Source organism: Mesorhizobium sp. WSM2240 (assembly GCF_040438645.1).
Classification (GTDB): Bacteria; Pseudomonadota; Alphaproteobacteria; order Rhizobiales; family Rhizobiaceae; genus Allomesorhizobium.
This window is the reverse complement of record NZ_CP159253.1, coordinates 2,904,507-2,928,321: the sequence shown is the minus strand read 5'-3', so window position 1 is coordinate 2,928,321 and position 23,815 is coordinate 2,904,507. Positions and strand designations below refer to the sequence as shown.

The 23,815-nt window shown below is 61.9% G+C and carries 27 protein-coding genes and 2 tRNA genes; 20 read left to right on the top strand and 9 right to left on the bottom strand.

Annotated features, from left to right (window positions below; all coding sequences use genetic code 11):
- Position 1: 1 nt before the first annotated feature.
- Positions 2–352, top strand: a complete 351-nt coding sequence (locus tag ABVK50_RS14400) for a cupin domain-containing protein (RefSeq protein ID WP_353640918.1) — start codon at positions 2–4, stop codon at positions 350–352.
- A 17-nt stretch (positions 353–369) separates the two neighbouring features.
- Positions 370–1,305 (top strand): DUF5996 family protein, encoded by a 936-nt coding sequence (locus ABVK50_RS14395; protein WP_353640919.1) that lies wholly within the window; start codon positions 370–372, stop codon positions 1,303–1,305.
- An 11-nt stretch (positions 1,306–1,316) separates the two neighbouring features.
- Here ABVK50_RS14395 and ABVK50_RS14390 read toward each other — a convergent pair whose 3' ends face one another.
- Positions 1,317–2,573 (bottom strand): cytochrome P450, encoded by a 1,257-nt coding sequence (locus tag ABVK50_RS14390; RefSeq protein ID WP_353640920.1) that lies wholly within the window; start codon positions 2,571–2,573, stop codon positions 1,317–1,319.
- A gap of 105 nt (positions 2,574–2,678) precedes the next feature.
- Here ABVK50_RS14390 and ABVK50_RS14385 point away from each other — a divergent pair, with 105 nt between their 5' ends.
- The 4 genes from ABVK50_RS14385 to clpX all read left to right on the top strand — a co-directional run bounded on the left by ABVK50_RS14385 (position 2,679) and on the right by clpX (position 6,918).
- Positions 2,679–3,425: a sulfite exporter TauE/SafE family protein gene (locus ABVK50_RS14385; protein WP_353640921.1), complete on the top strand. Its 747-nt coding sequence runs from the start codon at positions 2,679–2,681 to the stop codon at positions 3,423–3,425.
- Positions 3,426–3,475: 50 nt separating this feature from the next.
- Positions 3,476–4,582: an FAD-binding oxidoreductase gene (locus ABVK50_RS14380; RefSeq protein WP_353640922.1), complete on the top strand. Its 1,107-nt coding sequence runs from the start codon at positions 3,476–3,478 to the stop codon at positions 4,580–4,582.
- 146 nt (positions 4,583–4,728) lie between these two features.
- Complete coding sequence (locus ABVK50_RS14375; RefSeq protein ID WP_353640923.1) at positions 4,729–5,361, top strand: ATP-dependent Clp protease proteolytic subunit; 633 nt, start codon at positions 4,729–4,731, stop codon at positions 5,359–5,361.
- A 288-nt stretch (positions 5,362–5,649) separates the two neighbouring features.
- Complete coding sequence (gene clpX / locus ABVK50_RS14370; protein WP_353640924.1) at positions 5,650–6,918, top strand: ATP-dependent Clp protease ATP-binding subunit ClpX; 1,269 nt, start codon at positions 5,650–5,652, stop codon at positions 6,916–6,918.
- Between the two features lie 97 nt (positions 6,919–7,015).
- Here the strand turns inward: clpX and ABVK50_RS14365 are convergent, their stop codons facing one another.
- Positions 7,016–8,329 carry a DUF1513 domain-containing protein gene (locus ABVK50_RS14365; protein WP_353640925.1) on the bottom strand — a complete coding sequence of 438 codons (1,314 nt, stop codon included), beginning with the start codon at positions 8,327–8,329 and terminating at the stop codon, positions 7,016–7,018.
- Between the two features lie 276 nt (positions 8,330–8,605).
- Between ABVK50_RS14365 and lon the strand changes: the two genes are divergently transcribed.
- Positions 8,606–11,020 carry an endopeptidase La gene (lon, locus tag ABVK50_RS14360; RefSeq protein WP_353640926.1) on the top strand — a complete coding sequence of 805 codons (2,415 nt, stop codon included), beginning with the start codon at positions 8,606–8,608 and terminating at the stop codon, positions 11,018–11,020.
- 232 nt (positions 11,021–11,252) lie between these two features.
- On the top strand, positions 11,253–11,525 hold the full coding sequence (locus ABVK50_RS14355) for an HU family DNA-binding protein (protein WP_165025381.1): 273 nt from the start codon (positions 11,253–11,255) through the stop codon (positions 11,523–11,525).
- A gap of 100 nt (positions 11,526–11,625) precedes the next feature.
- Here the strand turns inward: ABVK50_RS14355 and ABVK50_RS14350 are convergent, their stop codons facing one another.
- A complete protein-coding gene (locus tag ABVK50_RS14350; RefSeq protein WP_353640927.1) occupies positions 11,626–11,874 on the bottom strand; it encodes a glycine zipper domain-containing protein in 249 nt (82 codons plus the stop codon).
- Between the two features lie 97 nt (positions 11,875–11,971).
- Between ABVK50_RS14350 and ABVK50_RS14345 the strand changes: the two genes are divergently transcribed.
- Entirely contained in the window at positions 11,972–12,580 is a 609-nt protein-coding gene (locus tag ABVK50_RS14345; RefSeq protein ID WP_353640928.1) for a hypothetical protein, read from the top strand.
- A gap of 495 nt (positions 12,581–13,075) precedes the next feature.
- On the top strand, positions 13,076–13,927 hold the full coding sequence (locus ABVK50_RS14340) for a helix-turn-helix domain-containing protein (RefSeq protein WP_353640929.1): 852 nt from the start codon (positions 13,076–13,078) through the stop codon (positions 13,925–13,927).
- Positions 13,928–14,426: 499 nt separating this feature from the next.
- On the opposite strand, the gene ABVK50_RS14335 is transcribed toward ABVK50_RS14340, so the two are convergent.
- On the bottom strand, positions 14,427–14,708 hold the full coding sequence (locus ABVK50_RS14335; RefSeq protein ID WP_353640930.1) for a hypothetical protein: 282 nt from the start codon (positions 14,706–14,708) through the stop codon (positions 14,427–14,429).
- 29 nt (positions 14,709–14,737) lie between these two features.
- Between ABVK50_RS14335 and ABVK50_RS14330 the strand changes: the two genes are divergently transcribed.
- The 4 genes from ABVK50_RS14330 to ABVK50_RS14315 all read left to right on the top strand — a co-directional run bounded on the left by ABVK50_RS14330 (position 14,738) and on the right by ABVK50_RS14315 (position 17,793).
- Positions 14,738–15,028: a hypothetical protein gene (locus tag ABVK50_RS14330; protein ID WP_353640931.1), complete on the top strand. Its 291-nt coding sequence runs from the start codon at positions 14,738–14,740 to the stop codon at positions 15,026–15,028.
- 111 nt (positions 15,029–15,139) lie between these two features.
- The gene (locus ABVK50_RS14325; RefSeq protein ID WP_353640932.1) at positions 15,140–16,336 is read left to right on the top strand and encodes a phage major capsid protein; all 1,197 of its coding nucleotides are present in this window, start codon (positions 15,140–15,142) and stop codon (positions 16,334–16,336) included.
- A gap of 160 nt (positions 16,337–16,496) precedes the next feature.
- Positions 16,497–17,237: a DUF5131 family protein gene (locus tag ABVK50_RS14320; protein WP_353640933.1), complete on the top strand. Its 741-nt coding sequence runs from the start codon at positions 16,497–16,499 to the stop codon at positions 17,235–17,237.
- Between the two features lie 91 nt (positions 17,238–17,328).
- Complete coding sequence (locus ABVK50_RS14315) at positions 17,329–17,793, top strand: hypothetical protein (RefSeq protein WP_353640934.1); 465 nt, start codon at positions 17,329–17,331, stop codon at positions 17,791–17,793.
- On the opposite strand, the gene ABVK50_RS14310 is transcribed toward ABVK50_RS14315, so the two are convergent.
- The 4 genes from ABVK50_RS14310 to ABVK50_RS14295 all read right to left on the bottom strand — a co-directional run bounded on the left by ABVK50_RS14310 (position 17,720) and on the right by ABVK50_RS14295 (position 20,087).
- Positions 17,720–18,412 carry a hypothetical protein gene (locus tag ABVK50_RS14310; RefSeq protein ID WP_353640935.1) on the bottom strand — a complete coding sequence of 231 codons (693 nt, stop codon included), beginning with the start codon at positions 18,410–18,412 and terminating at the stop codon, positions 17,720–17,722. The genes ABVK50_RS14315 and ABVK50_RS14310 overlap by 74 nt on opposite strands.
- 117 nt (positions 18,413–18,529) lie before the next feature.
- Entirely contained in the window at positions 18,530–18,736 is a 207-nt protein-coding gene (locus tag ABVK50_RS14305; RefSeq protein WP_353645933.1) for a DUF1508 domain-containing protein, read from the bottom strand.
- Positions 18,736–18,933 (bottom strand): hypothetical protein, encoded by a 198-nt coding sequence (locus tag ABVK50_RS14300; protein WP_353640936.1) that lies wholly within the window; start codon positions 18,931–18,933, stop codon positions 18,736–18,738. Before ABVK50_RS14300 ends, ABVK50_RS14305 begins: the two co-directional genes overlap by 1 nt.
- Before the next feature lie 923 nt (positions 18,934–19,856).
- On the bottom strand, positions 19,857–20,087 hold the full coding sequence (locus ABVK50_RS14295; RefSeq protein WP_353640937.1) for a transcriptional regulator: 231 nt from the start codon (positions 20,085–20,087) through the stop codon (positions 19,857–19,859).
- A gap of 131 nt (positions 20,088–20,218) precedes the next feature.
- Here ABVK50_RS14295 and ABVK50_RS14290 point away from each other — a divergent pair, with 131 nt between their 5' ends.
- The 4 genes from ABVK50_RS14290 (at position 20,219) to ABVK50_RS14275 (ending at position 23,009) form a co-directional block, all read left to right on the top strand.
- Positions 20,219–20,881, top strand: a complete 663-nt coding sequence (locus tag ABVK50_RS14290; protein ID WP_353640938.1) for a hypothetical protein — start codon at positions 20,219–20,221, stop codon at positions 20,879–20,881.
- Positions 20,882–20,985: 104 nt separating this feature from the next.
- The gene (locus ABVK50_RS14285; RefSeq protein WP_353646948.1) at positions 20,986–21,540 is read left to right on the top strand and encodes a hypothetical protein; all 555 of its coding nucleotides are present in this window, start codon (positions 20,986–20,988) and stop codon (positions 21,538–21,540) included.
- A gap of 1 nt (position 21,541) precedes the next feature.
- On the top strand, positions 21,542–21,841 hold the full coding sequence (locus ABVK50_RS14280) for a hypothetical protein (protein WP_353640940.1): 300 nt from the start codon (positions 21,542–21,544) through the stop codon (positions 21,839–21,841).
- Complete coding sequence (locus ABVK50_RS14275; protein WP_353640941.1) at positions 21,822–23,009, top strand: hypothetical protein; 1,188 nt, start codon at positions 21,822–21,824, stop codon at positions 23,007–23,009. Before ABVK50_RS14280 ends, ABVK50_RS14275 begins: the two co-directional genes overlap by 20 nt.
- Before the next feature lie 40 nt (positions 23,010–23,049).
- On the opposite strand, the gene ABVK50_RS14270 is transcribed toward ABVK50_RS14275, so the two are convergent.
- Positions 23,050–23,126 (bottom strand) — tRNA-Asp (locus ABVK50_RS14270).
- A gap of 215 nt (positions 23,127–23,341) precedes the next feature.
- Here ABVK50_RS14270 and ABVK50_RS14265 point away from each other — a divergent pair.
- Together ABVK50_RS14265 and ABVK50_RS14260 are read left to right on the top strand one after the other, a co-directional pair.
- Positions 23,342–23,417: transfer RNA gene (locus ABVK50_RS14265), tRNA-Val, on the top strand.
- Positions 23,418–23,583: 166 nt separating this feature from the next.
- The gene (locus ABVK50_RS14260) at positions 23,584–23,742 is read left to right on the top strand and encodes a hypothetical protein (protein ID WP_353640942.1); all 159 of its coding nucleotides are present in this window, start codon (positions 23,584–23,586) and stop codon (positions 23,740–23,742) included.
- Positions 23,743–23,815 lie beyond the last annotated feature (73 nt).

The window sequence follows — 23,815 nt, the reverse complement described above, 5'->3', positions numbered from 1 at the left end:
CATGTATGTCTCGCATTTTCGCACCATCGGCATATCCGGCACGAACCCGGAAGCGGGCGCGCCCGCTGATGGGCGGCTGATTTCGGGCGATCCAAAATTCCGGACGTGGAATGTCGAGGAGGCCGAAGGCGGCGTTCATGCCGGCATTTGGGAGTCGACGCCGGGCAAATGGCGGATCGAGTATGACGAGTGGGAGTTCTGCCACATCCTGTCCGGCGTTTCGGTCATCGCCGAGGACGGCGGCGAAGCGCGTACGGTCAGGGCCGGCGACAGCTTTGTCCTGCGCCCCGGCTTCAAGGGTACCTGGGAAGTGGTTGAAACCACACGCAAGGAATATGTGGTGAGGGTGTAGGCCCAGGAGGAGAGAGGTTGAAAATTCCGTGGCCCGATATTCCCTACCAGCCCTGGCGTGAAACCTGTTCGGCGCTCCACCTCTACACGCAGATCGTCGGCAAATACCGGCTTGCCCGCATGCCTTGGGTCAACCATTCCTGGCATGCGACCTTCTACATCGACGCGCGCGGCTTCACGACGTCGATCGTTCCTGACGGTCCGGGCGGCATCGAAATCGCCTTCGATCTGATCGAGCATGCGGTCATCGGAACCGCGACCGATGGCCGGACCGCGCGGTTCGCCCTCCAGCCTATGGCGGTCGCAGCCTTTCACGCGCAGTTCATCGACATGGTGCAAAAATTGGGCGGTGTGGCCGACTTCGACGGCCGCCCGAACGAGATTCCGAACCCGGTACCGTTCGAGGACGATCATGCAGAACGTCCGTACGATGCCGACGCGGTGACGCGCTTCTTCCATGCGAGCGTCGCCGTCGATCGGGTGCTGAAGCGGTTTCGGACCGCCTTTCTCGGAAAGGTCAGCCCCGTGCATCTGTTCTGGGGGAGTTTCGATCTCGCGGTGACCCGCTTTTCGGGCCGCCCAGCTCCCTTGCACCCCGGCGGGGTGCCGGCCTTGCCGGACGAGGTGACGCGGGAGGCCTACAGCCACGAGGTTTCATCCGCCGGGTTCTGGCCGGGCGGAGGGACGATCGACTTCCCGGCGTTTTATTCTTATGCCTATCCCGCTCCGGATAGGTGTGCCGACGCCCATGTCTCGCCGGAAGCTGCCTATTTCGACAACAAGCTCGGCGAATTTCTGCTTCCGTATGATGCCGTGCGGCGCGCGAGCGATCCCGAAGCCGCGCTCATGGTCTTCCTGGAATCAACCTATCGGGCGGCTGCCGATCTTGGTGGTTGGGACCGAAAGGCGCTGGAATGCGCTCCCGGCGAACCGCGCCGGCCCCGCCCGCTATAGCGTGGCGAGCGTCAGAATCTCACCTTTAGTTCTTCCAGCCCGTGAAAATGATAGGTGTCGCGGAAGCGCGGCTCCTCAGCCAGCGCCAGTCCCGGCAGGCGGTCGAAAAGCACCTTCAGCGACGCCTGGAGTTCCAGCCTGGCCAGTGGCGCGCCGATGCAGAAATGAATGCCTGCGCCGAAAGATGCGTTCTTCTGGTCAGGCCGGCCCGGATTGAAGGCCGCCGGTTCGACAAAGGCGAGAGGATCGCGATTGGCGCAGGCGAGCAGCAGGCCGATCTGGTCGCCCGGCTGCACCGTCACCCCGTCGCCCGCGTCGATCTCGCCATAGGCGTAGCGCGTGAACATATGCAGCGGCGCATCGAAGCGCAGGCATTCCTCGACAGTCGCCGCGGTCGCTTCGGGCGTGACGAAGAAGCGGCGCGGATCGCCGCCCTGCGCGAGGATCGCGTTGACGGCATTGCCGGTCTGGTGGACCGTCGCCTCGTGGCCGGCGTTGAGCAGCAGGATCGCCGACGATACCAGTTCGTCCTCGCTAAGTTTTTGGCCGTCCTCATGTGCCGAGATCAGCAGGCTCAAGAGATCGTCGCCGGGTTTCTTGCGGCGCTCGGCGGCATAGGAGCGCAGGAAGTCCGAGAAGGCGGCCGCTGCGGCATTCGCCTTCTCCTCGGTCTGGCGGGTCCGCCCGTGCATGTACATGGCCACCATGTCGTGCGACCAGTCGAGTAGTTGCGGCCCCATCTCGACGGGCACACCGAGCATTTCGGCGATGATGGTGATCGGCAGCGGCGCGGCATAGGCCGACAGCAAATCGACCTGGCCATCCCTCTCAAACCGGTCGACCAGTTTGTTTGCCAGGCTCTCTACGCGCGGCCGAAGCCGCTCGACCTGGCGCGAGACGAAAGCGCGGTTGACAAGCGTCCTTAGCCGCGTGTGGACCGGCGGCTCGAGTTCCAGCATGGAATTGGCCTCGACCGCATCGAATGCAGCGAGGTGGCCTCGCTCACCGGACGCAGCGGCGCCAGCCATGTAGCCGCCCGGGAACTCGCGGCCGAAGCGGCGGTCACGCAAAAGCCGGCTGACATCCTCATAACCGCCAAAACACCAGAAGCCGTAATCCTCCCAGAAGAAGGTGCGTGAGGTCTTATGCAGCCATGCATAAGTATCATAGGGGTTCTGGACGAAGCCCGGCTCGTGTGGGTCAAGCCGCAGGCGGCGCGTGGCGGGATCGAAGTCGAGATAGGGCGGCGCAGCAGAACTCGGGGTCATTTAGAACTTCTATCAAGACCATCGGTCGGAGCACCAGATGCATTGCTCGAAATAGACATGTCTGGGTGGTGCGCTACTTCTGCCGGAAACGCATTTGGGCGCTGCATGACTATCTACCTCCTCCTCGCGGCCTCCGGCTTTATCGCCTGGATAATCTCGACCATCGGCGGAGGAGGCGGGGCGATGCTCCTGGTGCCGCTGGTCGGCTTCGTCGCTGGGGCGCAGGCGGTTGCGCCCGTGACGACGCTGGCGACATTGGTTGCCGCGAGCGGACGCGCGTTCGTTTTCAGGCGTGACGTCGAATGGCGCGTGGTTGGCTGGGCGCTTCCCGGCGCCGCCATTGGCGGCCTGCTCGGCGCAGCCGCATTCTCGTCGACCTCGGCCGAATGGCTTCAGATCATCGTCGGGCTGTTCCTGATTTCAACCGTGCTACAATATCGACTGGGCGCGAGGAAACGGACGTTCGAGATCTCTCTGTGGTGGTTCTTTCCGGCCGAACTGCTGGTTGGCTTCCTGTCCGGCCTGGTCGGAGCCATGGGACCGGTCATGAACAATTTGTATCTCAACGCCGGAATCGTGAAGGAGCGCATGGTCGGCACCAAGACCGCGGTGTCGCTGCCGATGCACATGGTTCAGCTAGGCACCTATTCGGCCCTTGGCTCGATGAACGGCAAGCTTTTTCTGTTTGGAGCGGCGGCGGGTGTGGGCGCGCTGGCGTCAAATTGGCTGGCCCGGCGGTTTCTCCGTGAGATGCGCGCGCGCGATTTCCGCGCCATCGTCATCTGCTTCATGGCGCTGAGCGGCATCGTCATGATATGGGGACAACGCGCCGTGATCGTTGCGCACTTTTGAGGCTCGATCGAAGCAGGCGTATCCCGCAATGGTCCTGGCTCGGAGATTGAATGGCGAACATCATCATTGTCGGCGCTGGCATAGCTGGCCTCTCCACCGCCTGGGCGCTGGCGAAGGCCGGCCACGGCGTCAGCATTGTCGAGCAGGGGCCGATCCCCAACCCGCTCGCCGCGTCTGGCGATCATCACCGCATCATCCGCCGCGCCTATGGCGCAGCGACGGGCTACGGGCGGCTGATCACCGAAGCCTATGATGCCTGGGACGAGCTTTGGGCGGATCTGGGCGAAAGCCATCTCGATCCGCGTGGCTTCGTCTGCGTTTCGCGCGAAACAGGCGACGAGGCCGAGCAGTTTCGCAACGGGCTGGTCGCGGGCGGCTACCCGATCGATCTGTTGACCGCCGGCGAGGCCGCTGCGCGCTGGCCGTTTCTCGAGCCGGGAACATTTCGCTACGCCTTCTTCTCGCCGGAGGGCGGCGCGCTGCATTGCCGCAAGATCGCAGCAGGGCTGGCGAACTGGCTGCGCAACAATGGCGTCAATATCTACGAAAACAGCAAGGTCGTGGCGGTCGACGAGGGCCTGGGCGAGATCGCGCTCGAATCCGGAGAGACGATGCGGGCGGACAAGATCATCGTCGCGGCCGGGGCCTGGGTGCTGAAGCTCTTCCCGCGCCTCGGCTCCGATCTCAAGACTTACCGGACCGCGCTCGCTTATGTCGAACCACCGGCCGATTTGAAAGCCGTCTGGGAGGCCGCGCCCGTCATCCTCGATGTCGGCGGCAAGACCGACGGCTATATCGTGCCGCCGTCCGGCCGCGCCGGCATGAAGTTCGGTTCAGGGCTGCACAAGGTTCCGACCAGCGATGCCGACTGGAACCGCCTCCCGGTCGAAGGCGAGGGCGAGGCGATCCGCAATCTTTTCCAGCCACCCATCGCCCGCATTGGCGAGTACACGGTGACGGAGGTGGTCACCTGCGCTTACACTTTCACAGCCGACGAGCGCTTTCTGGCGAACGAAACCGGCAAATGCCTGATCGTATCGGCCTGTTCCGGCCATGGCTACAAATTCGGCGCGGCGGTCGGTCGGCGGGTGGCGCGGGCGGTCGCTAACGGCGACGCGGACGGGTTGAAGCGATGGCTGCGGGCCGAGGCAGTCTGAACCCGGTTTTGATAAGCGGCAAGCTTAACGGCGGGACCTTCGAAGCCGCCCTTGCACAAGGCGGAGCGGACATCCTATTTAACAGGGGACAATTCAGATCGATTCCGGCTTGCAGGCACGGGAATCCCTATCAAGAAGGCTAATCCATGAGGCACCCAATCGAAACCGCCATGAATCTCGTGCCGATGGTGGTCGAGCAGACGAATCGCGGCGAGCGCGCCTACGACATTTTCTCGCGCCTCCTCAAGGAGCGCATCATCTTCATCACCGGCCCGGTCGAGGATGGCATGGCGACGCTGGTCTGCGCGCAGCTTCTGTTTCTCGAAGCGGAGAACCCGAAGAAGGAAATCTCGCTCTACATCAACTCGCCGGGCGGCGTGGTGACGAGCGGGCTTGCGATCTACGACACCATGCAGTTCATCAAGCCTGCGGTGTCGACGCTGTGCATAGGGCAGGCGGCTTCCATGGGTTCGCTGCTGCTCTGCGCCGGCCATAAGGACATGCGCTTCGCCACGCCGAACGCCCGCATTATGGTGCATCAGCCGTCCGGCGGCTTCTCCGGCCAGGCCTCTGATATCGAGCGCCACGCGCAGGACATCATCAAGCTGAAGCGCCGCTTGAACGAGGTCTACGTCAAGCACACGGGCAAGGACTACGATACGATCGAGAAGACACTGGACCGCGACCATTTCCTCACCGCCGACGAGGCCAAGGACTTCGGCCTGATCGACAAGGTGATCTCGTCGCGCGAGCTGATCGAGGGCGCGCCGGCTGTCTGATCGCACCGGCGATAGAAATCCTGGCGCGTTTTTGATGCCCTGCGGCAATTCGAACACAATTTGTTGTTCCCTCGGCGGGGACAGCAACCTACGTTAAGCCGATGTTGAGTTTCGGCGGCTTAGCTTTCAGGCTGGGGTGCCGCGAATCATTATCGTTTGCTGAATTGTGTTCGTACAAGGTTCGTTGCGGGGCGCCAGAGGTTGGCAGCGGCTGATTCCCGCGATAATTAGGTATGGAGACGCTCAGCCAGAGGACCGGCCGGGTTGCACTGAAAGGACTTGGAAAAGATGAGCAAGGTCAGCAACGGAGGCGGCGACTCCAAGAACACGCTCTACTGCTCATTCTGCGGCAAGAGCCAGCATGAAGTACGCAAGCTGATCGCCGGCCCGACCGTCTTCATTTGCGACGAATGCGTCGAACTGTGCATGGACATCATCCGCGAGGAGAACAAGACCTCGATGGTGAAGTCGCGCGAAGGCGTGCCTACTCCGCAAGAGATACTGAAGGTCCTTGACGATTATGTGATAGGCCAGCCCTACGCCAAGCGCGTGCTGTCGGTAGCCGTCCACAATCACTACAAGCGGCTCGCCCACGCCTCCAAGAACAACGATGTCGAACTGGCCAAGTCCAACATCCTTCTGATCGGCCCGACCGGCTGCGGCAAGACGCTGCTGGCGCAGACGCTTGCCCGCATCATCGACGTGCCCTTCACCATGGCCGACGCGACGACGCTGACCGAAGCCGGTTATGTCGGGGAGGATGTCGAAAACATCATCCTGAAACTTCTGCAGTCGGCCGACTACAATGTCGAGCGGGCGCAGCGCGGCATCGTCTATATCGACGAGATCGACAAGATTTCGCGCAAGTCCGACAACCCGTCGATCACCCGCGACGTTTCGGGCGAGGGCGTGCAGCAGGCGCTGCTCAAGATCATGGAAGGCACTGTCGCCTCCGTGCCGCCGCAGGGCGGCAGGAAGCATCCGCAGCAGGAGTTCCTGCAGGTCGACACCGCCAACATATTGTTCATCTGCGGCGGCGCCTTCGCCGGCCTGGACAAGATCATCTCGGATCGCGGCCGGAAAACCTCGATCGGATTCGGCGCCACCGTCGCGTCTCCGGAGGATCGGCGCAGCGGTGAAGTCTTCCGCCTCGTCGAGCCCGAGGATCTCTTGAAATTCGGCCTGATCCCCGAATTCGTCGGCCGTCTGCCGGTTCTGGCGACGCTGGAAGATCTCGATGAGCCGGCGCTGATCCAGATCCTGACCGAGCCGAAGAATGCCCTGGTCAAGCAATACCAGCGGCTGTTCGAGATGGAGAACGTGGATCTGACCTTCCACGAGAACGCGCTTTCGGCCATCGCCAAGCGCGCCATTGAGCGCAAGACCGGCGCGCGCGGCCTGCGTTCCATTATGGAAGCGATCCTGCTCGACACGATGTTCGAGCTTCCGGCGCTGGAAGGCGTGCAGGAAGTTGTGATCTCGGAAGAAGTGGTAACCGGCAGCGCCCGGCCGCTCTACATCTACTCCGAGAAGGAGAAGAAGGGCGTAAGCGCCTGATCTTCAGAGTATAATAGTGGTTTGCAGCGGCGCCTTCGGGCGCCGTTTCCTTATGGTGCGTCCTTCGAAGCGAGCCTCGAAGGACGCACCCGATATTTCAAACCGCGCAGATATGGCTGTGGCCGAAGAACACGGGATAGAGGCAGAGTTCGCGCACAAGCCGGTGCGTGCCGCGCTCGAAAACGAACATGTTCTCCCAATGGCCGGTGACGGCGTAGTGCTTGCCGTCCGGCAGAAAGGTGATCCCGGCGGGATAGCGCAGGCCGACCGTACGCGTGTCCAGGCTGTTCGACACGGCCCCCGTGGCGCCATCGAATACCATGACATGATGCGTGGTTGGATATGTGGCGATCGCCTCGTCATGGCGTTCATCGTAGCGGATCGACAGGCCGTGCCGCATGAGCTTGGTCGAGGCGGCGTCGCCCATCTTGGTGAGCCGGTTGCGGGACGCGTCATATTTCAGCGTCGCTGCCGACATGTAGTTGTAGCCGGGGTCCGTCGTGATGTCGCTTTCATAGGCGACGTTCTCGCCCTTGAGCTGGCGTGCGTCGTCGCGATCGCTGCCGTAGCGCGCCTGGATAGCGAAGATGCGGTCGAGCCGTCCGGCGGCAAGGTGGCGCAACTCGGTCTCGTCCCGGCCGGTGATGCGCTTGTCGACCAGCTTGCCGCTGGACACTTCCACCACGGTGATCGACGCCTGAACGACGCCGCGCGGGATGGTGAATTTTCCGGTCTTGGCAGAAATCGTCGAGCCGTAATTCGCCGCAACGATGTATTTGCCATCCGCCGTCAGCCGGATGTCGTGCGGATCGATGCCGTGCGTCGAATAGGTCTCGGCGATTTTCAGCGTCTTGGGGTCGCGCACCGTAAGCCGGCCGTAGTGTCTTTCGAGCTTGCCCTGATAGGGTACCGACGGCGCGCGCTCGGAGAGGATCACCGTCTTGCCGCCATTGAGATAGACGGCGTGCCCGCCGCCATGCCAGCCGTCGCCGAGCGAAGGGCCGAGGGCCGCAAGCTCCAGCGTCTCCGGGTCGAAGGCGGTATGCTGCTCGCCGTCCATAGAGCAGAGAACGCCGATCGAGCGGTCCGGCGCAACCTCGACGTCGTGTGCGGCGACCGGCAGCAGCGTCTGCCTTATGGAGCCGTCGAATCCGACCCGCGTCAACATCTTGTAGGTCGCCTGGCCCTTGATGGCGCGGTTGAAACGCCGATTGTTGGCGAGCGGTTTGCCGTTGGCGAATGCATGATCCGGAAAGTAGCCAGGCACGTAGACGGCTGTGTTCTTCAGCTCCTTCGGAACAGCCCTGGCTTGCGCCCGAGAAGCAGCATCGGCAGTTCCGGCGCCAGTCGCCGCGCCGGCCAGAGCAAGCAGGGCGCCGCCGGTCAGTATCGAGCGTCGATCAACGGTCATGGCACTTCCGGTCACACTTTCACCATAGCCAAGCGAAAAAACTGCCAGCGCCGCAAGCATGAAAACAAGGGCGGCAAAATTGCAAGGCTGGTGCACGTATTTGTTTCTGCCCTTGATCTTTGCGCAACCGGACGCCAACTAACCAACAGTCGGGCCGGGACCAAAATCCGTGCTGAACTTTCCGTAGCCATTCGGCGTATAGGCGGATCGGTTCGCGGCCGTTAATATGAGATTCGCGGTTGGCCAATGTGCGGCCGCGACATGAAAGGTTGGACAATGGCCAAATTACTCCGGTCTTCCGGCAACGGTGTCTATGCGGTCCTCCCGCTGCGCGACATTGTCGTGTTTCCGCATATGATCGTGCCGCTCTTCGTGGGGCGTGAAAAGTCGATCAAGGCGCTGGAAGACGTAATGGGCGGTGAGAAGCAGATTCTTCTCGCGACCCAGATGAATGCCGCCGATGACGATCCCGAAGCCGATGCGATCTACGACATAGGCACGCTCGCTAATGTGCTGCAGCTTCTGAAGCTGCCGGACGGCACCGTGAAGGTGCTGGTCGAAGGCACTTCGCGCGCGCAGATAGCGTCGTTCACCGAGCGTGCGGAATTCCACGAGGCGAAGGCCGTCGTGCTTGCCGAGCCCGAAGAGGAAGAGGTCGAGGTCGAGGCGCTTGCCCGCTCGGTGGTTTCCGATTTCGAGAACTACGTCAAGCTGAACAAGAAGATCTCGCCCGAAGTGGTCGGCGCGGCAAGCCAGATCGACGACTATTCCAAGCTCGCCGATACGGTCGCCTCGCACCTTGCGATCAAGATCACCGAAAAGCAGGAAATGCTCGGCACGCTCTCGGTTCGCGAGCGGCTCGAGAAGGCCATGGGCTTCATGGAAGCCGAGATTTCCGTTCTGCAGGTGGAAAAGCGCATCCGCTCGCGCGTCAAGCGCCAGATGGAGAAGACGCAGCGCGAGTACTATCTCAATGAGCAGATGAAGGCGATCCAGAAGGAGCTCGGCGAGGGCGAGGACGGCCGCGACGAGGCCGCCGAGATCGAGGCGCGCATCAAGAAGACCAAGCTTTCCAAGGAGGCCCGCGAAAAGGCGGATGCCGAACTGAAGAAGCTGCGCTCGATGTCGCCTATGTCGGCGGAATCGACGGTCGTGCGCAACTATCTCGATTGGCTGCTGTCGCTGCCCTGGAGCAAGCACTCCAAGGTCAAGCAGGATCTTGGCTTTGCCCAGGAAGTGCTCGATACCGATCATTTCGGCCTCGACAAGGTCAAGGACCGCATCGTCGAGTACCTCGCCGTGCAGAGCCGCCAGAAGAAGCTGAAAGGCCCCATCCTGTGCCTCGTCGGCCCTCCCGGCGTCGGCAAGACCTCGCTCGGCAAATCGATCGCCAAGGCTACCGGCCGCGAGTTCATCCGCATGGCGCTCGGCGGCGTGCGTGACGAGGCCGAGATCCGCGGACACCGCCGCACCTATATCGGCTCGATGCCCGGCAAGGTCATCCAGTCGATGAAGAAGGCGAAGAAATCCAACCCGCTCTTCCTGCTCGATGAAATCGACAAGATGGGCCAGGATTTCCGCGGCGATCCGTCTTCGGCGCTGCTCGAAGTGCTCGATCCGGAACAAAACTCGACCTTCATGGATCACTATCTCGAGGTCGAATACGACCTATCGAGCGTGATGTTCGTGACGACGGCCAATACGCTGAATATCCCTGCGCCGCTGATGGACCGCATGGAGATCATCCGTATCGCGGGCTACACCGAGGATGAGAAGGTCGAGATCGCCAAGCGGCATCTGATGCCCAAGGTCGTCCGTGACCACGCGCTGCAGCCGAAGGAGTTCTCCGTCGGCGACGATGCCATCCGCGGCATCATCCAGACCTACACCCGCGAAGCGGGCGTGCGCAGCCTGGAGCGCGAACTGATGAAGCTCGGGCGCAAGGCGGTGACCGAGATCATCAAGACGAAGAAGGAGTCGGTGAAGATCACCGCCGACAACCTCTCCGACTATCTCGGCGTGCCACGCTTCCGCTTCGGCCAGGTCGAGGCCGACGACCAGGTCGGCGTCGTCACCGGGCTTGCCTGGACGGAAGTGGGCGGCGAGTTGCTGACCATCGAAGGCGTCATGATGCCCGGCAAGGGCAAGATGACAGTGACCGGCAACCTCAAGGAGGTGATGAAGGAATCGATCTCCGCGGCGGCATCCTATGTCCGCTCGAGAGCAATCGATTTCGGCGTCGAGCCGCCTCTGTTCGACAAGCGCGACATCCATGTGCACGTGCCGGAAGGCGCCACGCCCAAGGATGGTCCGTCGGCGGGCGTCGCCATGGCGACCTCGATCGTCTCGATCCTGACCGGCATTCCGGTCCGGGCCGATGTGGCGATGACCGGCGAGATCACGCTTCGCGGCCGGGTGCTGCCGATCGGCGGCCTTAAGGAAAAGCTCCTTGCTGCTCTCAGGGGCGGCATCAAGAAGGTGCTGATCCCCGAGGAGAATGCCAAGGATCTGGCCGACATCCCCGACAATGTGAAGAGCGGGATGGAAATCGTCCCTGTCTCACGGGTCGGCGAAGTGCTGCGCCACGCCCTTGTCCGGATGCCGGAACCGATCGAATGGACCGAGCCAGCCGGCCCCGTGGCGACGCCTGCGGAAGCTGTCGACGACGCCGGCAAGGCATTAGCCCACTAAGCGGCCCAGGCGTCCCTTCGGACGCGTAAAGGTGGCTAAAACCGCCGATTGTGCACTGCAACCAAGAAGCCGGGCCTCGCGCCCGGCTTTTTCGTGTGAAAAACCGCGGAATTCCGCGCTTTTTCTTGGCTTTCGGTGATATTCCGGCTTGGTTGGAGGAACAGTTCTTTCTACAGTCCGTTTCCTGCCGGTCGAGTCGTTTGTCCCGGTTTTTCTCATGGAAGGAAATTTTATGAACAAGAACGAACTAGTGTCTGCGGTCGCCGAGTCGGCAAATCTTTCCAAGGGCGATGCGCAGTCCGCCGTTGAAGCGGTGTTTTCCGTGATCACCGGCGAACTCAAGAAGGGCGGCGATGTCCGCCTCGTCGGCTTCGGAAATTTCACAGTGTCAAAACGCGCTGCTTCGACCGGCCGCAATCCGCAGACCGGCGCCGAAGTGAAGATCCCCGCCCGCACCGTTCCGAAATTTTCGGCCGGCAAGGGCCTCAAGGACGCCGTCAACTAATTTGATTGCGCAAAGTTTGCAGTCCGAGAAGCCGGGTTCGCCCGGCTTTTCTTTTTTGCGATCCGCTACGCGATACGGCGATGGCCTAGCCGAAGCAAGCTCAGCAATCGGCGATAAAGCGACGGCCGTAGCGATCGCGGTAATAGCATTTGCCGGGTTCGCTGGCGTTGCCGATCAGCGCGCCAGCCACCGCGCCAATGCCGCCGCCCACCACCGCTCCGCCGGCGTCGCCAGTCGCCGCGCCGCCCACTATGGCGCCGGTGGCCCCGCCGATCACGGCACCCCTTTCAGTCTGGCTGCACGCGGTCAAGGCGGCCACCGTGGCCACGGCGATTAGCATATTACGCATTTGGGCATTCCCTCTTTGGACCTGGACTGCCTACCAAACCTGCTATGGGGCCGATTGTTCCGCGGGCCAGGCAGCGAGGCCGCTCATTCAAATCACCGTGAAACCAGCTGAGACCTGGAACAGCCAATACGCCCCGGCGTTCCCTGTTTGCGGATATGCACTCCAACAGAAGGAGGCATTGCCATGGCTTACCGCGAATATCCATACACCCGTGACGCAAGGCGATATCAAATGGGGTCTCCAGCAGGGTCTGGTGGCGGGCGTCGTCGCCGGTCTGGTATTTGCTGTTTTCGAAATGCTGGTGAGCGCATTCATGATGGGAGCCAACGCTTTCTTCATGCCCTTGCGCATGATCGGCGCCATCGCTCTTGGTTCGGCGGCCCTTGATCCCGGCTACTCGCTTATGACGGCAGGTTTTGCCGGTGTTGTCGTGCACATGGTGCTCGCAATCATATACGGGCTCATATTCGGCGCGGTTGCGACGATGCTACGAGGTGCGGCCGCCTTGATCGGCCTCGGCTTGATTTACGGCCTAGCCCTGTGGCTCTTGAATTTCTATGTGATCGCGCCGACCGCGTTCCCGTGGTTCATGGAAGCCGACCCGGTCGTGCAGTTCATCGCCCATACCTTCTTCTTCGGCGCGGTGCTCGGCCTGTGGTTCTGGAACTCGCAACAAAGAAGTGGGTTTGACGAACCGACGGCGTAGAGCCCAATTTCCGCGGATGGGCTGCGTGACGTTTCCGGCTGAAACGCAGTTGAACGTCCCGGCCAACTCCGACCGAGGCCATGTGTCTGCAACAACGATGAAAGCTCCGAACGGTTCGCGGACCGTTCGGAGCTTTCATGAACCACCTGAATTAAGTGATTGAATAGATGGCGCGAGTGACGGGGCTCGAACCCGCGACCTCCGGCGTGACAGGCCGGTCGGAACCAAAGCCAATATATCGCAGGTTTCAATTCCTCGTGGTGTCGATCGGCCGGCAAAAACCAGCAAAGTTGAAACTCTAGCGGGGAGCTTTCCGGTCGGTGGCACGACCGGTCTTTGCCACGAAACGACTGCGTCGATCGACGAGGCGGCGGCTTGGCTGCGCGATCACAGCGGCACCTGCGAGCGGCCGATCGTGCCGGCGCTCAAGCGGCGGTTTGGCCTCTCGGCACATGACGCCGTGATGGCAATTTCAGCGGCGAATGGGCGGCGGGCATGAGCCACGGCCGCCAACGCTTCTCCATCATTCCGGCCGCGGCCGTGACCGACCCGGCGCTCGTGGGGCGCGACCTTCAAGTGATCGCCCTGTTCGGTCGGCACACCGACAATCGCGGCTGGTGCTGCCGATCGCAGGTGAAAATGGCGCGCGAGATCGGTTGCGGACGCGGGACCGTGCAGCGCTCCATCGCCCGCCTGGTCGTGGCAGGCTACCTCGAACAGAGGATCATCACCCGCGACAACGGGGCGGACACCGCTCACGAATACCGCGTGATCCTCGACCAGCCCGACAAAATCGAGGCTGTCGAAACGACCAAAAATGAGGGCGTTAAGGGGGGTGCCCACCAATGGGCAGGGGTGCCCACCAATGAGCACCCCTGCCCACCCATGAGTGGGCAGGGGGTGCCCACCCATGAGTGGGCACCAATGTTAACGACCCCTATTAACGATACTGAGAGAGAGCGTGCGCGCGAGGACGATTTCGAGAAGGCACGCCGCGCTTGGCCATCGGGCTTTGCCGACAGCCGAGAGGAGGCGCTTGCCGAGTGGGCCGCGCTGACACCAGACGACCGCGCCGCCGCAGTGGCTGAGATCGATCGGTTCGTGAAGACGACGCGGGCGATCGGCCGCAAGCACTTCTGCGGCTTCGCGGCCTACCTCCGGGAGCGGCGCTGGGAGGCGCTGCCGCCCCGCCCGCTGGCCTCGCCAGCAAGCGCGGAAAGGGCGGACACGACGGCAGCGACGAAGGCCGCGCTGTCGCGCCCTACGGCCTTCATGCTCGCCAATCCGCACCTGTTTCCCGAACGCTTCGGCTCGCGGAAGGATGGCGGCGATGGGGCAGCGTCATGAGGGGGGTGGGTCGAAAGTCTGGAACCCTGTCCGCCCCCAGACCCGCGTCCCCCTCATTCGCAGGTTTTTTCCTTGCCGCGGCGAATTTTGGGCCTCTCTCTGCTCCCTCCTCCTCTCTACGCTCAACAAAAACAATGGGTTAGATCATGAAGGCGCAGACTGAGCCGGGAATTTCTCCCGTTTTTGACCCATTAAATTTATCGGCTTCCCAGCCGGACATTCCCGGCCTGCCGGCACCTTCGAGGAGCTGTAAGCGGTGCGGAGAGCTAATACCGGCGCCGAAGCGAACCGGACGACCGAAAGGCTTCTGCTCGGCGACGTGCCGCCGTGACCACGCAGCCGATCAGCGGCGCGCCTGGCACGCCGCCCGCGCCGACGAGGATGCGCCGCCGGCCCTGACATGCTGGACTTGCGGCGATGCATTCGATGCTCCGCCGAGGCCGCAGGGGCGCGTGCCGCGCTTCTGCTCGGCCGCGTGCCGACGCGCCAGCCGGGCGGCTCACGCGGCCCGACTTCGCGCCCGCCGCCGGCGGGTGCCGACTTCCATCCACGCTGACAGCGAAAGGGACTGACCATGCCTGCGATCAACGACCTCCTTGAGCCGAAAGCACTCGCCGACCAGGTGCTCGGCGATGCCATCGCTCTGTTGCGCCAGCTCGGAGTGCCGACTGATGTCCAGGTCGATCGCCTGACGACATTCGCCGCCGGGGCGCACGTCCAGCTGGTTGGCGATGCTCTCGCCGCCAGATGCTTCCGCACCTACGCCGACAGGATCGAACAAGGCGCGTTCCAAGGCGGCGGAGTCCGGCGTTGAATGTTCCGTCTAACATCGACCTGCTGCTGCTCGATCGCTTGATCGCCGAGATGCAGGATCTTCGGGTGAAGATCACCGGGCACGAGCCGGCCGACCCGTTCGAGCGACCAATCGAAAAGGCCGACGACCTGGTGGACACCGCCGTAGCGTCAGAGCGCCTGAATGTGCCGCAGGACACGCTGCGCAGCTGGTGCCGAACGCGGCGAATCGGTCTGAAGCGTGGCGGCCGATGGCTGGTCAGCATGGCGCGCGCACGCCGCATCGCATCGCGTTTTAATCGCGTTTGAGGGCGCAAAGCCTTGAGTGACCGTTTCATTTTTCGCGTTTTCGCCCTTCGTCCATCGCGTTTGGCCGCGCACCATTTGGTCAGTTTCACCGCTTGATGAGGGAAAATCCGAATGTCACGAAATCGCATGCCCAATGCCGCGGCCCAGCTGCTGGCTATGTCTACCCCGAAGGGCCTCATTGGCCAGCCTCGCATGGAAGTCGACGATCGCGTCAGGCAGATGCTTGGCGAAGTTCGTACGGAACTAACCCGCATCGGCAATGACTACAGTGGCCGCATGGAGACGCTGGAAACCCGGCAGCAGGATCTCGAACAATCGCTCGCCGGCCAAGGCAGGCACCGCGGTGAGGGTGGAGTGCAGTCCTGGGGTCTGCAGGTCGTACAGTCGGATGCCTACAAAGGACTGCGGGGCAATCACGACGGCCGGCACCGCTTCCGCGTCGAGCAGGCCATTACCTCGGCCACCGGTTCGGCCGGCGCGTTGATCCCTCGTGACGTGCGCACTGATCCGATACAGATCGCCCGCCGGCGCCTCACAGTCCGCGACCTGCTGAACGAGACGACCACCGGATCGAACCTTGTCGAGTATGCCCGCCAGACGACCCGCACGAACAACGCGAGCGTCGTTTCGGAAGGCGCACAGAAACCGGAATCGGTCTATGTCTGGACCCGCGAGGAAGCGCCTGTTCGTACAATCGCGCACTGGGTGCCAGTTTCGCGGCAGGCGATGGACGATGCGGGGCAGCTGCAGGGCGTAATCGACGGCGAATTGCGCTACGGCCTCGACATCATCGAGGAGGCACAGCTCCTGTCGGGCGACGGGACCGGGGAGAACCTCGCAGGGCTGATCGGTGCTGCAACGACGTTCAACCCGCCGTTCCAGGCAAGCAGCGACACCGACATCGATGTTGTGCTGCAAGCCAAGGCGCAGCTCGCAGCCCCAGGCTCCGAAATTGCGGCCAACGGCGTCATTCTCAACACCCTCGACTGGGAGCGGATGACGGGCATCAAAGACAGCGATGGCCGCTATCTCTCCACCGGGCCTTTCGGCGATACGCCGGAAATTCTGTGGCGCCTGCCGGTCGTGGCCAGCAACAGCATGCCCGAAGGTGAATTCCTCGTCGGCGATTTCCGGCGCGCGGGGACGATCTACGACCGCATGGAGATCGAGATTCTCGTTTCGAGCGAGGACCGCGACAACTTCATCAAGAACATGCTGACCGTGCGTGCAGAGAAGCGCCTGGCGCTGGCAGTGACCATGCCTGCGGCCATGATCTACGGCCAACTGTCTACTGCAGCAAGCGGTTGATTTGAAGGCGGTCGCGCGCAGCTTTGACCTGAGGCTGTTGCGCGTGCCGACGATGGCGGTGAGCGTCCAGTGCCGCCGCCATCACAGGCGACGGCTGGGTTGTGCCTGGCCAGCCGTCGCCGAACCCGCACACCGGCGATCAGCAAAGGAGTGATCGAACGTGACCGCACAGGAAGATTATCAGCGGCCCGAAGCCATGACCGCCCGCCTTCTCGCGCTGCCGAGACGTCTTCCCTGGCATCCCTGGACCGGCTGCAGCCCGATTTCGCCGAGCTGCCTCAATTGTTATGCCGTTCCGGAAACCGGCGACCTCGTTGTGCAGACGCGGCGTGGGCCAGTGTGGAACGGCCGGCTGCGCTTCAACGAAGGAGAGATAGACCTACCAAGGCGAACGCCGCCGCACGCCTATTTCGACGTCTGCCCGCATGGCGACGCCTTCCACGAAAGTGCCCCCGATGCGTGGCTTGATCGGGTGTTCGCCGTCATGGAGGCGGAGCGCTATCAAAGGTTTGTGGTGATGACCAAGCGCGCTGATCGCATGTTGTCGTACCTCTCGGCCCGCTACTACGGCGGCCGTCGGGCTCCCGGTCACATTGCTTTCGGCGTCGGTGTGGAGCGCCAGCTTGAGGCAAACCAGCGTATTCCGGCGCTGCTCGCCGCGCCGGCCCAGACCAAATACTTGACTGTGTACGCGCTGCTCGGCCCGCTCGATCTTGACGCGATCCCTGGCGTTGACCGCGCTGCGCTGCGGCAGTTTTGCCAGGTGATTGTAGGCGAGGGCTGGCTGACGCCATCGGCCGATTCCGACTGGTACGCGCCTGTCGTCGAGACCATCAAGGCGATCGGCGTGCCGATCATGCAGAGTGACCTGCTGGCCGATGCCGAACGCCGTGGATACTAGAACCGCTTGGCCGGCGATGGCAGCCGAGCTCCATGCTTTCCGCGACAGGATCTTGGCCAGGGGCTGGGCCTGGGGGCAGCGCGACTGTTGCATGGTTGTTGCCGACTGGGCGATACATCTGGGCTTTCCAGACCCTGTTGCGGCCTATCGAGGAGCATATGACAGCAAGGAGAGCAGCGAGGCGTTCGTCGCAGCCGCTGGCGGCCTCGTGCCGATCTTTGAAGCCGGCAATGCCTCGATCGGCTGGGTGAAGGTCGACCGTCCGCAGGTCGGCGCGGTAGGCGTCATTGGCGCGCGCGACAACTGGTCAAAGCAGATGGGCGCGATTTTCGACGGCGGTCATTGGCAAGTGTTTCAGCAGCCGGGCTGGATCGCGCTCATGGCGGTGCCTCTGGCGATATGGGCAGCGCCGGTCTCGTCCGCGTCCGCCCGGCGCTCCTCTCACGAGCTTTGTGAAAACTTCAATACCTTTTTCTCATTTCCTATACGACTCGACGAAACAGGTGCGCAGCCTCTGGAACCCTTAAGAATGCCTCTTCGCAGTACTTGGGCATAATCACCCGTATCTCTTTTTGCCATCCATATTTGATGCTTTTTCGGAACGGGCTAGGAGGAATCCAGCCTGCTTGCGTCACATTCTTTTTATCGATCTCCATGTATTCGACAGGCGCGGCATGAATGCCCCCGATTGCGTCCGTCCCGGTGCCGCCTGGATCTAATACGCCGGACCGAGACGCAATGCATAGAAGTTCATGCAGATCGGTGATTTCTATGCAGGCGTCGTAGTGAAATGGCTCCCGATTGAGGAGGCCCGCGCTCGTTTCCTCAAACGATCCCAAAGTAAAACAACTCACCAACGCGTCGTCACATTCGTGTTCAAACGTAACGTTTGTCATTGTGAAATTCCCCCGTACCTGAGGGCCGAATGGCGATAATCCATCCTGTGCACGCGGCGAATAAGAGGCGATATGAACGCTCGATCGGAGCTCTCGTGGATCGCCTATCGGGTATTCCATTTCCCAATATGACGAGGCGGCCGAAAATCGCAGGTTGCCAGAAAGCAACGAATCGGCGTGCTGTTTGTGCATGTATTTGAGTACTGTCTTTTCTCCCCAGTCGGGCAAGCTGGTGGCCAACACCATTCCCTTTGGGGCGCGGTTTTCCTGTGCGGTCATAGGGCCATCCTTCGCTATCTGGGACTACTCTTGGTAAATTGCGGCGCGGGCGCGAAATCTCACCCCTCCCGTGAAAGGGCTCGGTGGGCCGGTGCGCCGGCCCACCGAGCCTTCACTCTATTGCTGGCCGCTCAGGTCCGTTGGTAGCCAGACAGGCGCTGGAGCGCTCTCCTGCATCAGAGCGATACTACGCCGGCAATCGACCCGGCGTACGTAGGCCTCACTCGATACGGCGATCGCTTCGCCGTTTCGAGCATGGTAGGTCCAGCGCCACTGGTCCTGATTGTCCTTGTACATCCAGAATGAGGGATAGGGTCGCTTCATCACGCGGCCCCTTTCCTGCTGGCGGCTTCATGACTGCCGACGTGAGCCCGTTCCTTCAGGACCTCGTTGATTCGCGCTGGATTGACGTCGAACTTCGCCGCGATCCGGTGCTGGAACCAGCCGGCCTGGTGCAGTAGCCAGACCTCCACAGCGTCATTGAACGTCAGTTGCTTGCTAGGTGGGTGATGCATAGCCATCTTGGCTTTCCTTTCATCACATTGTGTGATCCCAGGCTTGACCAATGGCGTTTTGCCAGACACATTTGTCTGGCTCGACAGAGCCTCGTCCCGCGCCTGGGAACCAACCTGGCGGGATGTGATTTCAAGGGGCTGCCGCTGGGAGGGAAACCGTCGGCGGCCTCTTTTCCGTCACATGTCAGCCTAAATCATGGTTGTGATGCGAGACGCCAGTCAAGCCTGGAAACACCGTCCGCCCAGGGTACTTTGTTCTCGTTTCGGTCTCCCAATCAGAAAACCCAATAAAATCAACGGCGGCTGACACGTTGTACACAGCGATTTGTGTGTGAACGTCGGGGACAACTCCCCAAAATCAAGCGGTTAAGGCCGAAATTGGGGAGCTTCACACTCCTCAACGGTGCTTTTGCATGATTCGCGGATTGCCCGCGCGCAAGCCGCCATCTCACCGAAGGCAATGCCCTGCCGCCTTAAGAACTCAATACGGCAGCAATGACAAGCAGCGCTGTTCCCAACCAATATAGACCGCGAAATATCCAGCGATTAAACCGCTCAGTCAGGCTGACACCTCCAAATGTCTGAATGTCCCACCCCTTTGGTGCCAACGACCCCCAAAGAAGTATCGAAGCGCCTGCGCCTCCAAATAGAGCGATTGTTCGCCCGGTCGGAACCGTGAAGGACGCAAAGAGCCATCCTATCACCAGCCCGGCAGCAACGGCCGAAGCCACCCACACAAATGATTCCCACAACGCCCTCCTCACGGTGCGTATCCCTGCACGGGGCGAGGGCGTGGTCATCCGGTTCAGAACCGCGTTGTCCTCGCGTTCTAGATCCTCGAAACGGTCCGGAGCAAATATTGCGAACCAGCAGATTTTAGCGATTCGGCCGATCGAGGCCGGTGTCGGCTGAGTGTTCGCCATTTCGCATCAACTCTTCCGTAGTCGCACGCCTGGTCCTTCGCCATTCTCGTCGACGAAGATCACGCCGGCGATCTCAAGGGCGCGCCTCAGAGCATCCTTTGTGACCTCCCGAGGCTCTCGGGCGTTTCGCTCGAAATCGACAATGGTCCTCACCGCGACTTTTGATGCGTCGGCGAGTTGGTCGCGAGACCATTCGATCAGCGCTCGGGCGGCCCGGCATTGCGCGGAAGTTAACATTCTCGTCCCCATGTTGCACTTTTTGTGTTGACTGAATTCGTGCAACGTTGCATGAAACATGTGTACTTAGCATTAACGATTTTTGGGAGCAACAAATGCCGAACACATCCGTTCGGGCAGCCGCCGAAGGTATGCCCGCAATCACCCGCCGCAGCGTCCTGGGCGCGATCGCGGCGATCTCGACGACAGCCGCCGGTACAGGATCTGCATCTGCTCATGTTCCGGTCGGGAACATGAACGCTGACGCCGAGCTGCTCGCGCTCGAGGCCGAGGTGTACAGGATTTGCGACCTATTCGACGCTGCGTCCGATAAACGTGAAGAGCTCTATCAACAAGTCGAGAGCAAAAGCGGTCCGAAACCGGAAGGTGCTCCTTTCCCGCCCGACGTTAAGGCCGATTTCCTGGACTTTCTTGATCAAGCGGGAAAGGCCAAGAGCCGCGAAGAGCTCGACCACCTTCTCGCAAATCCGCTACATCTTCGGATGCGAGAACACGAGGCGCAAAACGCCCGCATTGCCGCCGACTGGGAGGCACGACGCGACGAAATCCGCCGTCAATGCGGTTGGCCACATGTGGAGGCTGAGGCGGAAAGGCTGATGAACGCCACTGGCGACATCGCCGAGAGCATGCTCGACATACGCGCGCTAACGCCGGCCGGGATGATGGCGAAGCTGCGCGTGCATGAGAGGTGGGATTTCAACCAGTGGGAGATACTCAATAGTATCACCGCCGACATCGAGCAAATGGCGGCGGCCGAACCGCAAGGGGCGTGTTTCAGTGGCTCTCACGTGTGACAAACACCTGTAACAAATTCGCCACCTCGTTCCCTGGCCGAACGAGGTGGGATTTCCCACCATTGTTCCAATCGAGAACAAAGGTGCGGAAAAGCGTTGCCGCCGTGAACGGTTTCCACAGATTACAGCTTTACCTTATGCGCCCGCATCTGCTATACGAAAAGCCGATGCAAGCGCGTGAGGAAAGCATGGTCGATATCGACGAGCCTCGGTTCCGCATTTCGGAGGTCGCCAGCGCGACCGGAGTGGCCGCAAACACAATTCGCTCTTGGTTCCAGCGGCAACATTTACGTCTCGTAGAGACAGACAAGCGCGCAGAGGCAAACGGCGTGGCACACAAGCTATCGCTGCGCAGCGCGCTGCGGATCGGAACGATGGGCGCTCTGGTAGCGCAGGGCGTTGAGCCGAGCGTCGCGGGATGGGCCGCCACGCGTTGGACTGATTCCGGCAACGATGAGCGTCTGCCTGGTTGTCTCTTCGCCGAGCCGCTGACCGTTTTGTGCGTGTTTGCCGATGGCGATGCGCGCGTGGTGCACAGCCCAATAGGCAGTGGCCGCGCCTTCGATCTCTTCGTTAGCCATGGCGGGCGCCAGAACGGCGTTCGCGCCATCCTAGTCGATTTCGTCGACAAGCAAGTGCGACTGGGGCTGAAGGTGTAGGATGATGGCGGCGCCGGCAACGCATTCAGTTTCGATCCGCTATCGTGTTGATCCTCGGCTAGTTCCCGCCGCAAAAGCAGCTCGTCGCCTCGGCCTACCGCTCGATGAGTTCCACGAGAAGCTGGAGAAGTTGATGCAGCTGGGGCTGCCGGCCCCTTGCCCGGTCACGGGTCATTTCGACCTGGTGGCAATCGACATGTGGCTGGACCGCCGCGCGGGGCTCGCCACCGCATCGACGCCGGCAGACCGCGCATCACTGATGCGCGAGAGGATAGCTCGCCTTGGCCAAGATCAAGCTTAAGCACTACGTCGTCCGAAAGGGCCGCGGCTACTGGCTCGCAACGCCAAGGATGGTCGAAGCCGGCTTCCAGAACGTGCGCTGCGGATCGAATGGACCCGACGCTTGGAAAATCGCGGAGGAATGGGAGCGACGCTGGCAGGAGCACCGCAAGGGGATCGCACCGAGTACGCGCCGCGTCTATCCCGCCGATTCGGTCGGCGATGCATTCGAGCGCTTGCGGCGAACCGACAGCTGGAAATTGAAGAAACCTAGAACTCGTGAGGACTGGGAACGCGGCTGGAAATACATCGATCCTGTTTTTGGCGACCAACCGCCGTCGGCCGTCACCTTCGAGCTGCTCGACGACTGGTATCATGCGCTGCTGCGCCGCCATGGCGTTGGCGAAGCCTATCGTGCGATGAAGACCTGGCGTGCGCTCTACGGCGTGATGGCGGGCATGCGGCTGTGTCCCGAGCAGGATCCTTCTATGGCGATCCGACGCAGGACGCCGAAGCCGCGCAATCAGGTGTGGAGCGAGGGGGAAGCTGTCCGTCTGGTCAAGGGCGGCTGGCGGCTCGGTTATGGTGGGCTCGCCTGCATCATCGCAGTCGCCTGGGATACCGGCTTCGCGCCGGTCGACGTGCGGACGCTCACGCCAGCCGATGCTTTTGAGGCCGGCACCGATTGGGGGTTCGCCATCGACCGCGACAAGACAGGTGTCGCGGTTATCGGCACGCTGACGCCTCGCACGCAACGGCTGGTGCTAGCCTATCTCGACCAGCTCGGCGCATCCGTCATGCCCGACGCGCCGCTGTTTCGCTCCCGTGGTCACAAACCGGGACCCAAGGGCGGGCGCCCACGCTCCGGCGTGCCCTATAGCAAAGACAGCCTCGTCGACGATTTCGCCGATTTGCGCCGGTTGGTGTTTGGACCTGGCGAGACTCGGAAGCTGATGGACATGCGCCGCTCGGGCGCGCGGGAGGCGAACGCCGGTGACGTCGCCATGACTGCGCTGGCGGCGAAGATGGGCAACTCGATCGATACCAGCAAGGCCCTGCAGCGGACCTACATGCCAACCAATTTGGCGGCGGTTCGCTCCGCCGACGAGGCGCGGCGAAAGGGCCGCCGCCTGCTCACCGATGAACGGAACCGGCACAAAAAGTTGAAACTTGGCGGAGCGGAAAGTTGAAACAGGCAAAACGCGAAAGCGCTAAGCCATTGAAAGAGAATGGCGCGAGTGACGGGGCTCGAACCCGCGACCTCCGGCGTGACAGGCCGGCACTCTAACCGACTGAGCTACACCCGCGCACTGACGCTGCAACAGATGTGCGGCGTCGTTGGGCGTGGGATTAAGGCGTTCGGCATGGCCTGTCAAGCGGTGCGACGGCTCAATAAAGGCATTCGATGCGCGCTTTTGCGGAGGTAGCCAAAACGCCGCGGCATCGCCCAGCCGGTAGCCCGCTGCGGCGCGATTTGAGCTTGCGGAGACAGGGCGAACCGCTTAAACGTCCGCCACGCGTCGGGCGATTAGCTCAGTTGGTAGAGCGCTTCGTTTACACCGAAGATGTCGGCGGTTCGAGCCCGTCATCGCCCACCACTCTCTCCGTCACCTTCCTCCGCCGTAAGGGCCCTGGAGGGGTTGCCGGCAGCGCTCCGTGCCCGCGCGTGCTTCACGGCAACTTGCTCAATTCCCGGTTTCAGCGAGGCTGTAAAGATGTCTTCGCTCATGGTACGAATTGGCTGCTATTGAGGGAGCAGCAACGATGCCACGTGTGCTTGTCTGGACGCTTCTCACCGCCGCAGTTGCCATTTCCGGTTGCCAGTCGCCGTCGGCGCAAATGACCGGCAAGCCGTGCAATCCCAGGATGGAGGATGCCGGCTATTGCTACGGCATTGCGCTGCCGCCGCTGCCCGGTCGCTGAGCCGCACAGGCACTCAACGGCTCCGTCGATAGCCGGAGTTATCCTCAGCGCGAATTGGGCTGCGGCCGCCGCG

Coding starts and splice junctions, on each gene's coding strand:
- ABVK50_RS14400 (WP_353640918.1), top strand. CDS start 2: ATGTATGTCTCGCATTTTCGCACCATCGGCATATCCGGCACGAACCCG.
- ABVK50_RS14390 (WP_353640920.1), bottom strand. CDS start 2,573: ATGACCCCGAGTTCTGCTGCGCCGCCCTATCTCGACTTCGATCCCGCC.
- ABVK50_RS14385 (WP_353640921.1), top strand. CDS start 2,679: ATGACTATCTACCTCCTCCTCGCGGCCTCCGGCTTTATCGCCTGGATA.
- ABVK50_RS14380 (WP_353640922.1), top strand. CDS start 3,476: ATGGCGAACATCATCATTGTCGGCGCTGGCATAGCTGGCCTCTCCACC.
- ABVK50_RS14375 (WP_353640923.1), top strand. CDS start 4,729: ATGAGGCACCCAATCGAAACCGCCATGAATCTCGTGCCGATGGTGGTC.
- clpX (WP_353640924.1), top strand. CDS start 5,650: ATGAGCAAGGTCAGCAACGGAGGCGGCGACTCCAAGAACACGCTCTAC.
- ABVK50_RS14365 (WP_353640925.1), bottom strand. CDS start 8,329: ATGACCGTTGATCGACGCTCGATACTGACCGGCGGCGCCCTGCTTGCT.
- lon (WP_353640926.1), top strand. CDS start 8,606: ATGGCCAAATTACTCCGGTCTTCCGGCAACGGTGTCTATGCGGTCCTC.
- ABVK50_RS14355 (WP_165025381.1), top strand. CDS start 11,253: ATGAACAAGAACGAACTAGTGTCTGCGGTCGCCGAGTCGGCAAATCTT.
- ABVK50_RS14350 (WP_353640927.1), bottom strand. CDS start 11,874: ATGCGTAATATGCTAATCGCCGTGGCCACGGTGGCCGCCTTGACCGCG.
- ABVK50_RS14340 (WP_353640929.1), top strand. CDS start 13,076: ATGAGCCACGGCCGCCAACGCTTCTCCATCATTCCGGCCGCGGCCGTG.
- ABVK50_RS14325 (WP_353640932.1), top strand. CDS start 15,140: ATGTCACGAAATCGCATGCCCAATGCCGCGGCCCAGCTGCTGGCTATG.
- ABVK50_RS14315 (WP_353640934.1), top strand. CDS start 17,329: ATGGTTGTTGCCGACTGGGCGATACATCTGGGCTTTCCAGACCCTGTT.
- ABVK50_RS14310 (WP_353640935.1), bottom strand. CDS start 18,412: ATGACCGCACAGGAAAACCGCGCCCCAAAGGGAATGGTGTTGGCCACC.
- ABVK50_RS14305 (WP_353645933.1), bottom strand. CDS start 18,736: ATGAAGCGACCCTATCCCTCATTCTGGATGTACAAGGACAATCAGGAC.
- ABVK50_RS14300 (WP_353640936.1), bottom strand. CDS start 18,933: ATGGCTATGCATCACCCACCTAGCAAGCAACTGACGTTCAATGACGCT.
- ABVK50_RS14295 (WP_353640937.1), bottom strand. CDS start 20,087: ATGTTAACTTCCGCGCAATGCCGGGCCGCCCGAGCGCTGATCGAATGG.
- ABVK50_RS14290 (WP_353640938.1), top strand. CDS start 20,219: ATGCCCGCAATCACCCGCCGCAGCGTCCTGGGCGCGATCGCGGCGATC.
- ABVK50_RS14280 (WP_353640940.1), top strand. CDS start 21,542: ATGATGGCGGCGCCGGCAACGCATTCAGTTTCGATCCGCTATCGTGTT.
- ABVK50_RS14260 (WP_353640942.1), top strand. CDS start 23,584: ATGCCACGTGTGCTTGTCTGGACGCTTCTCACCGCCGCAGTTGCCATT.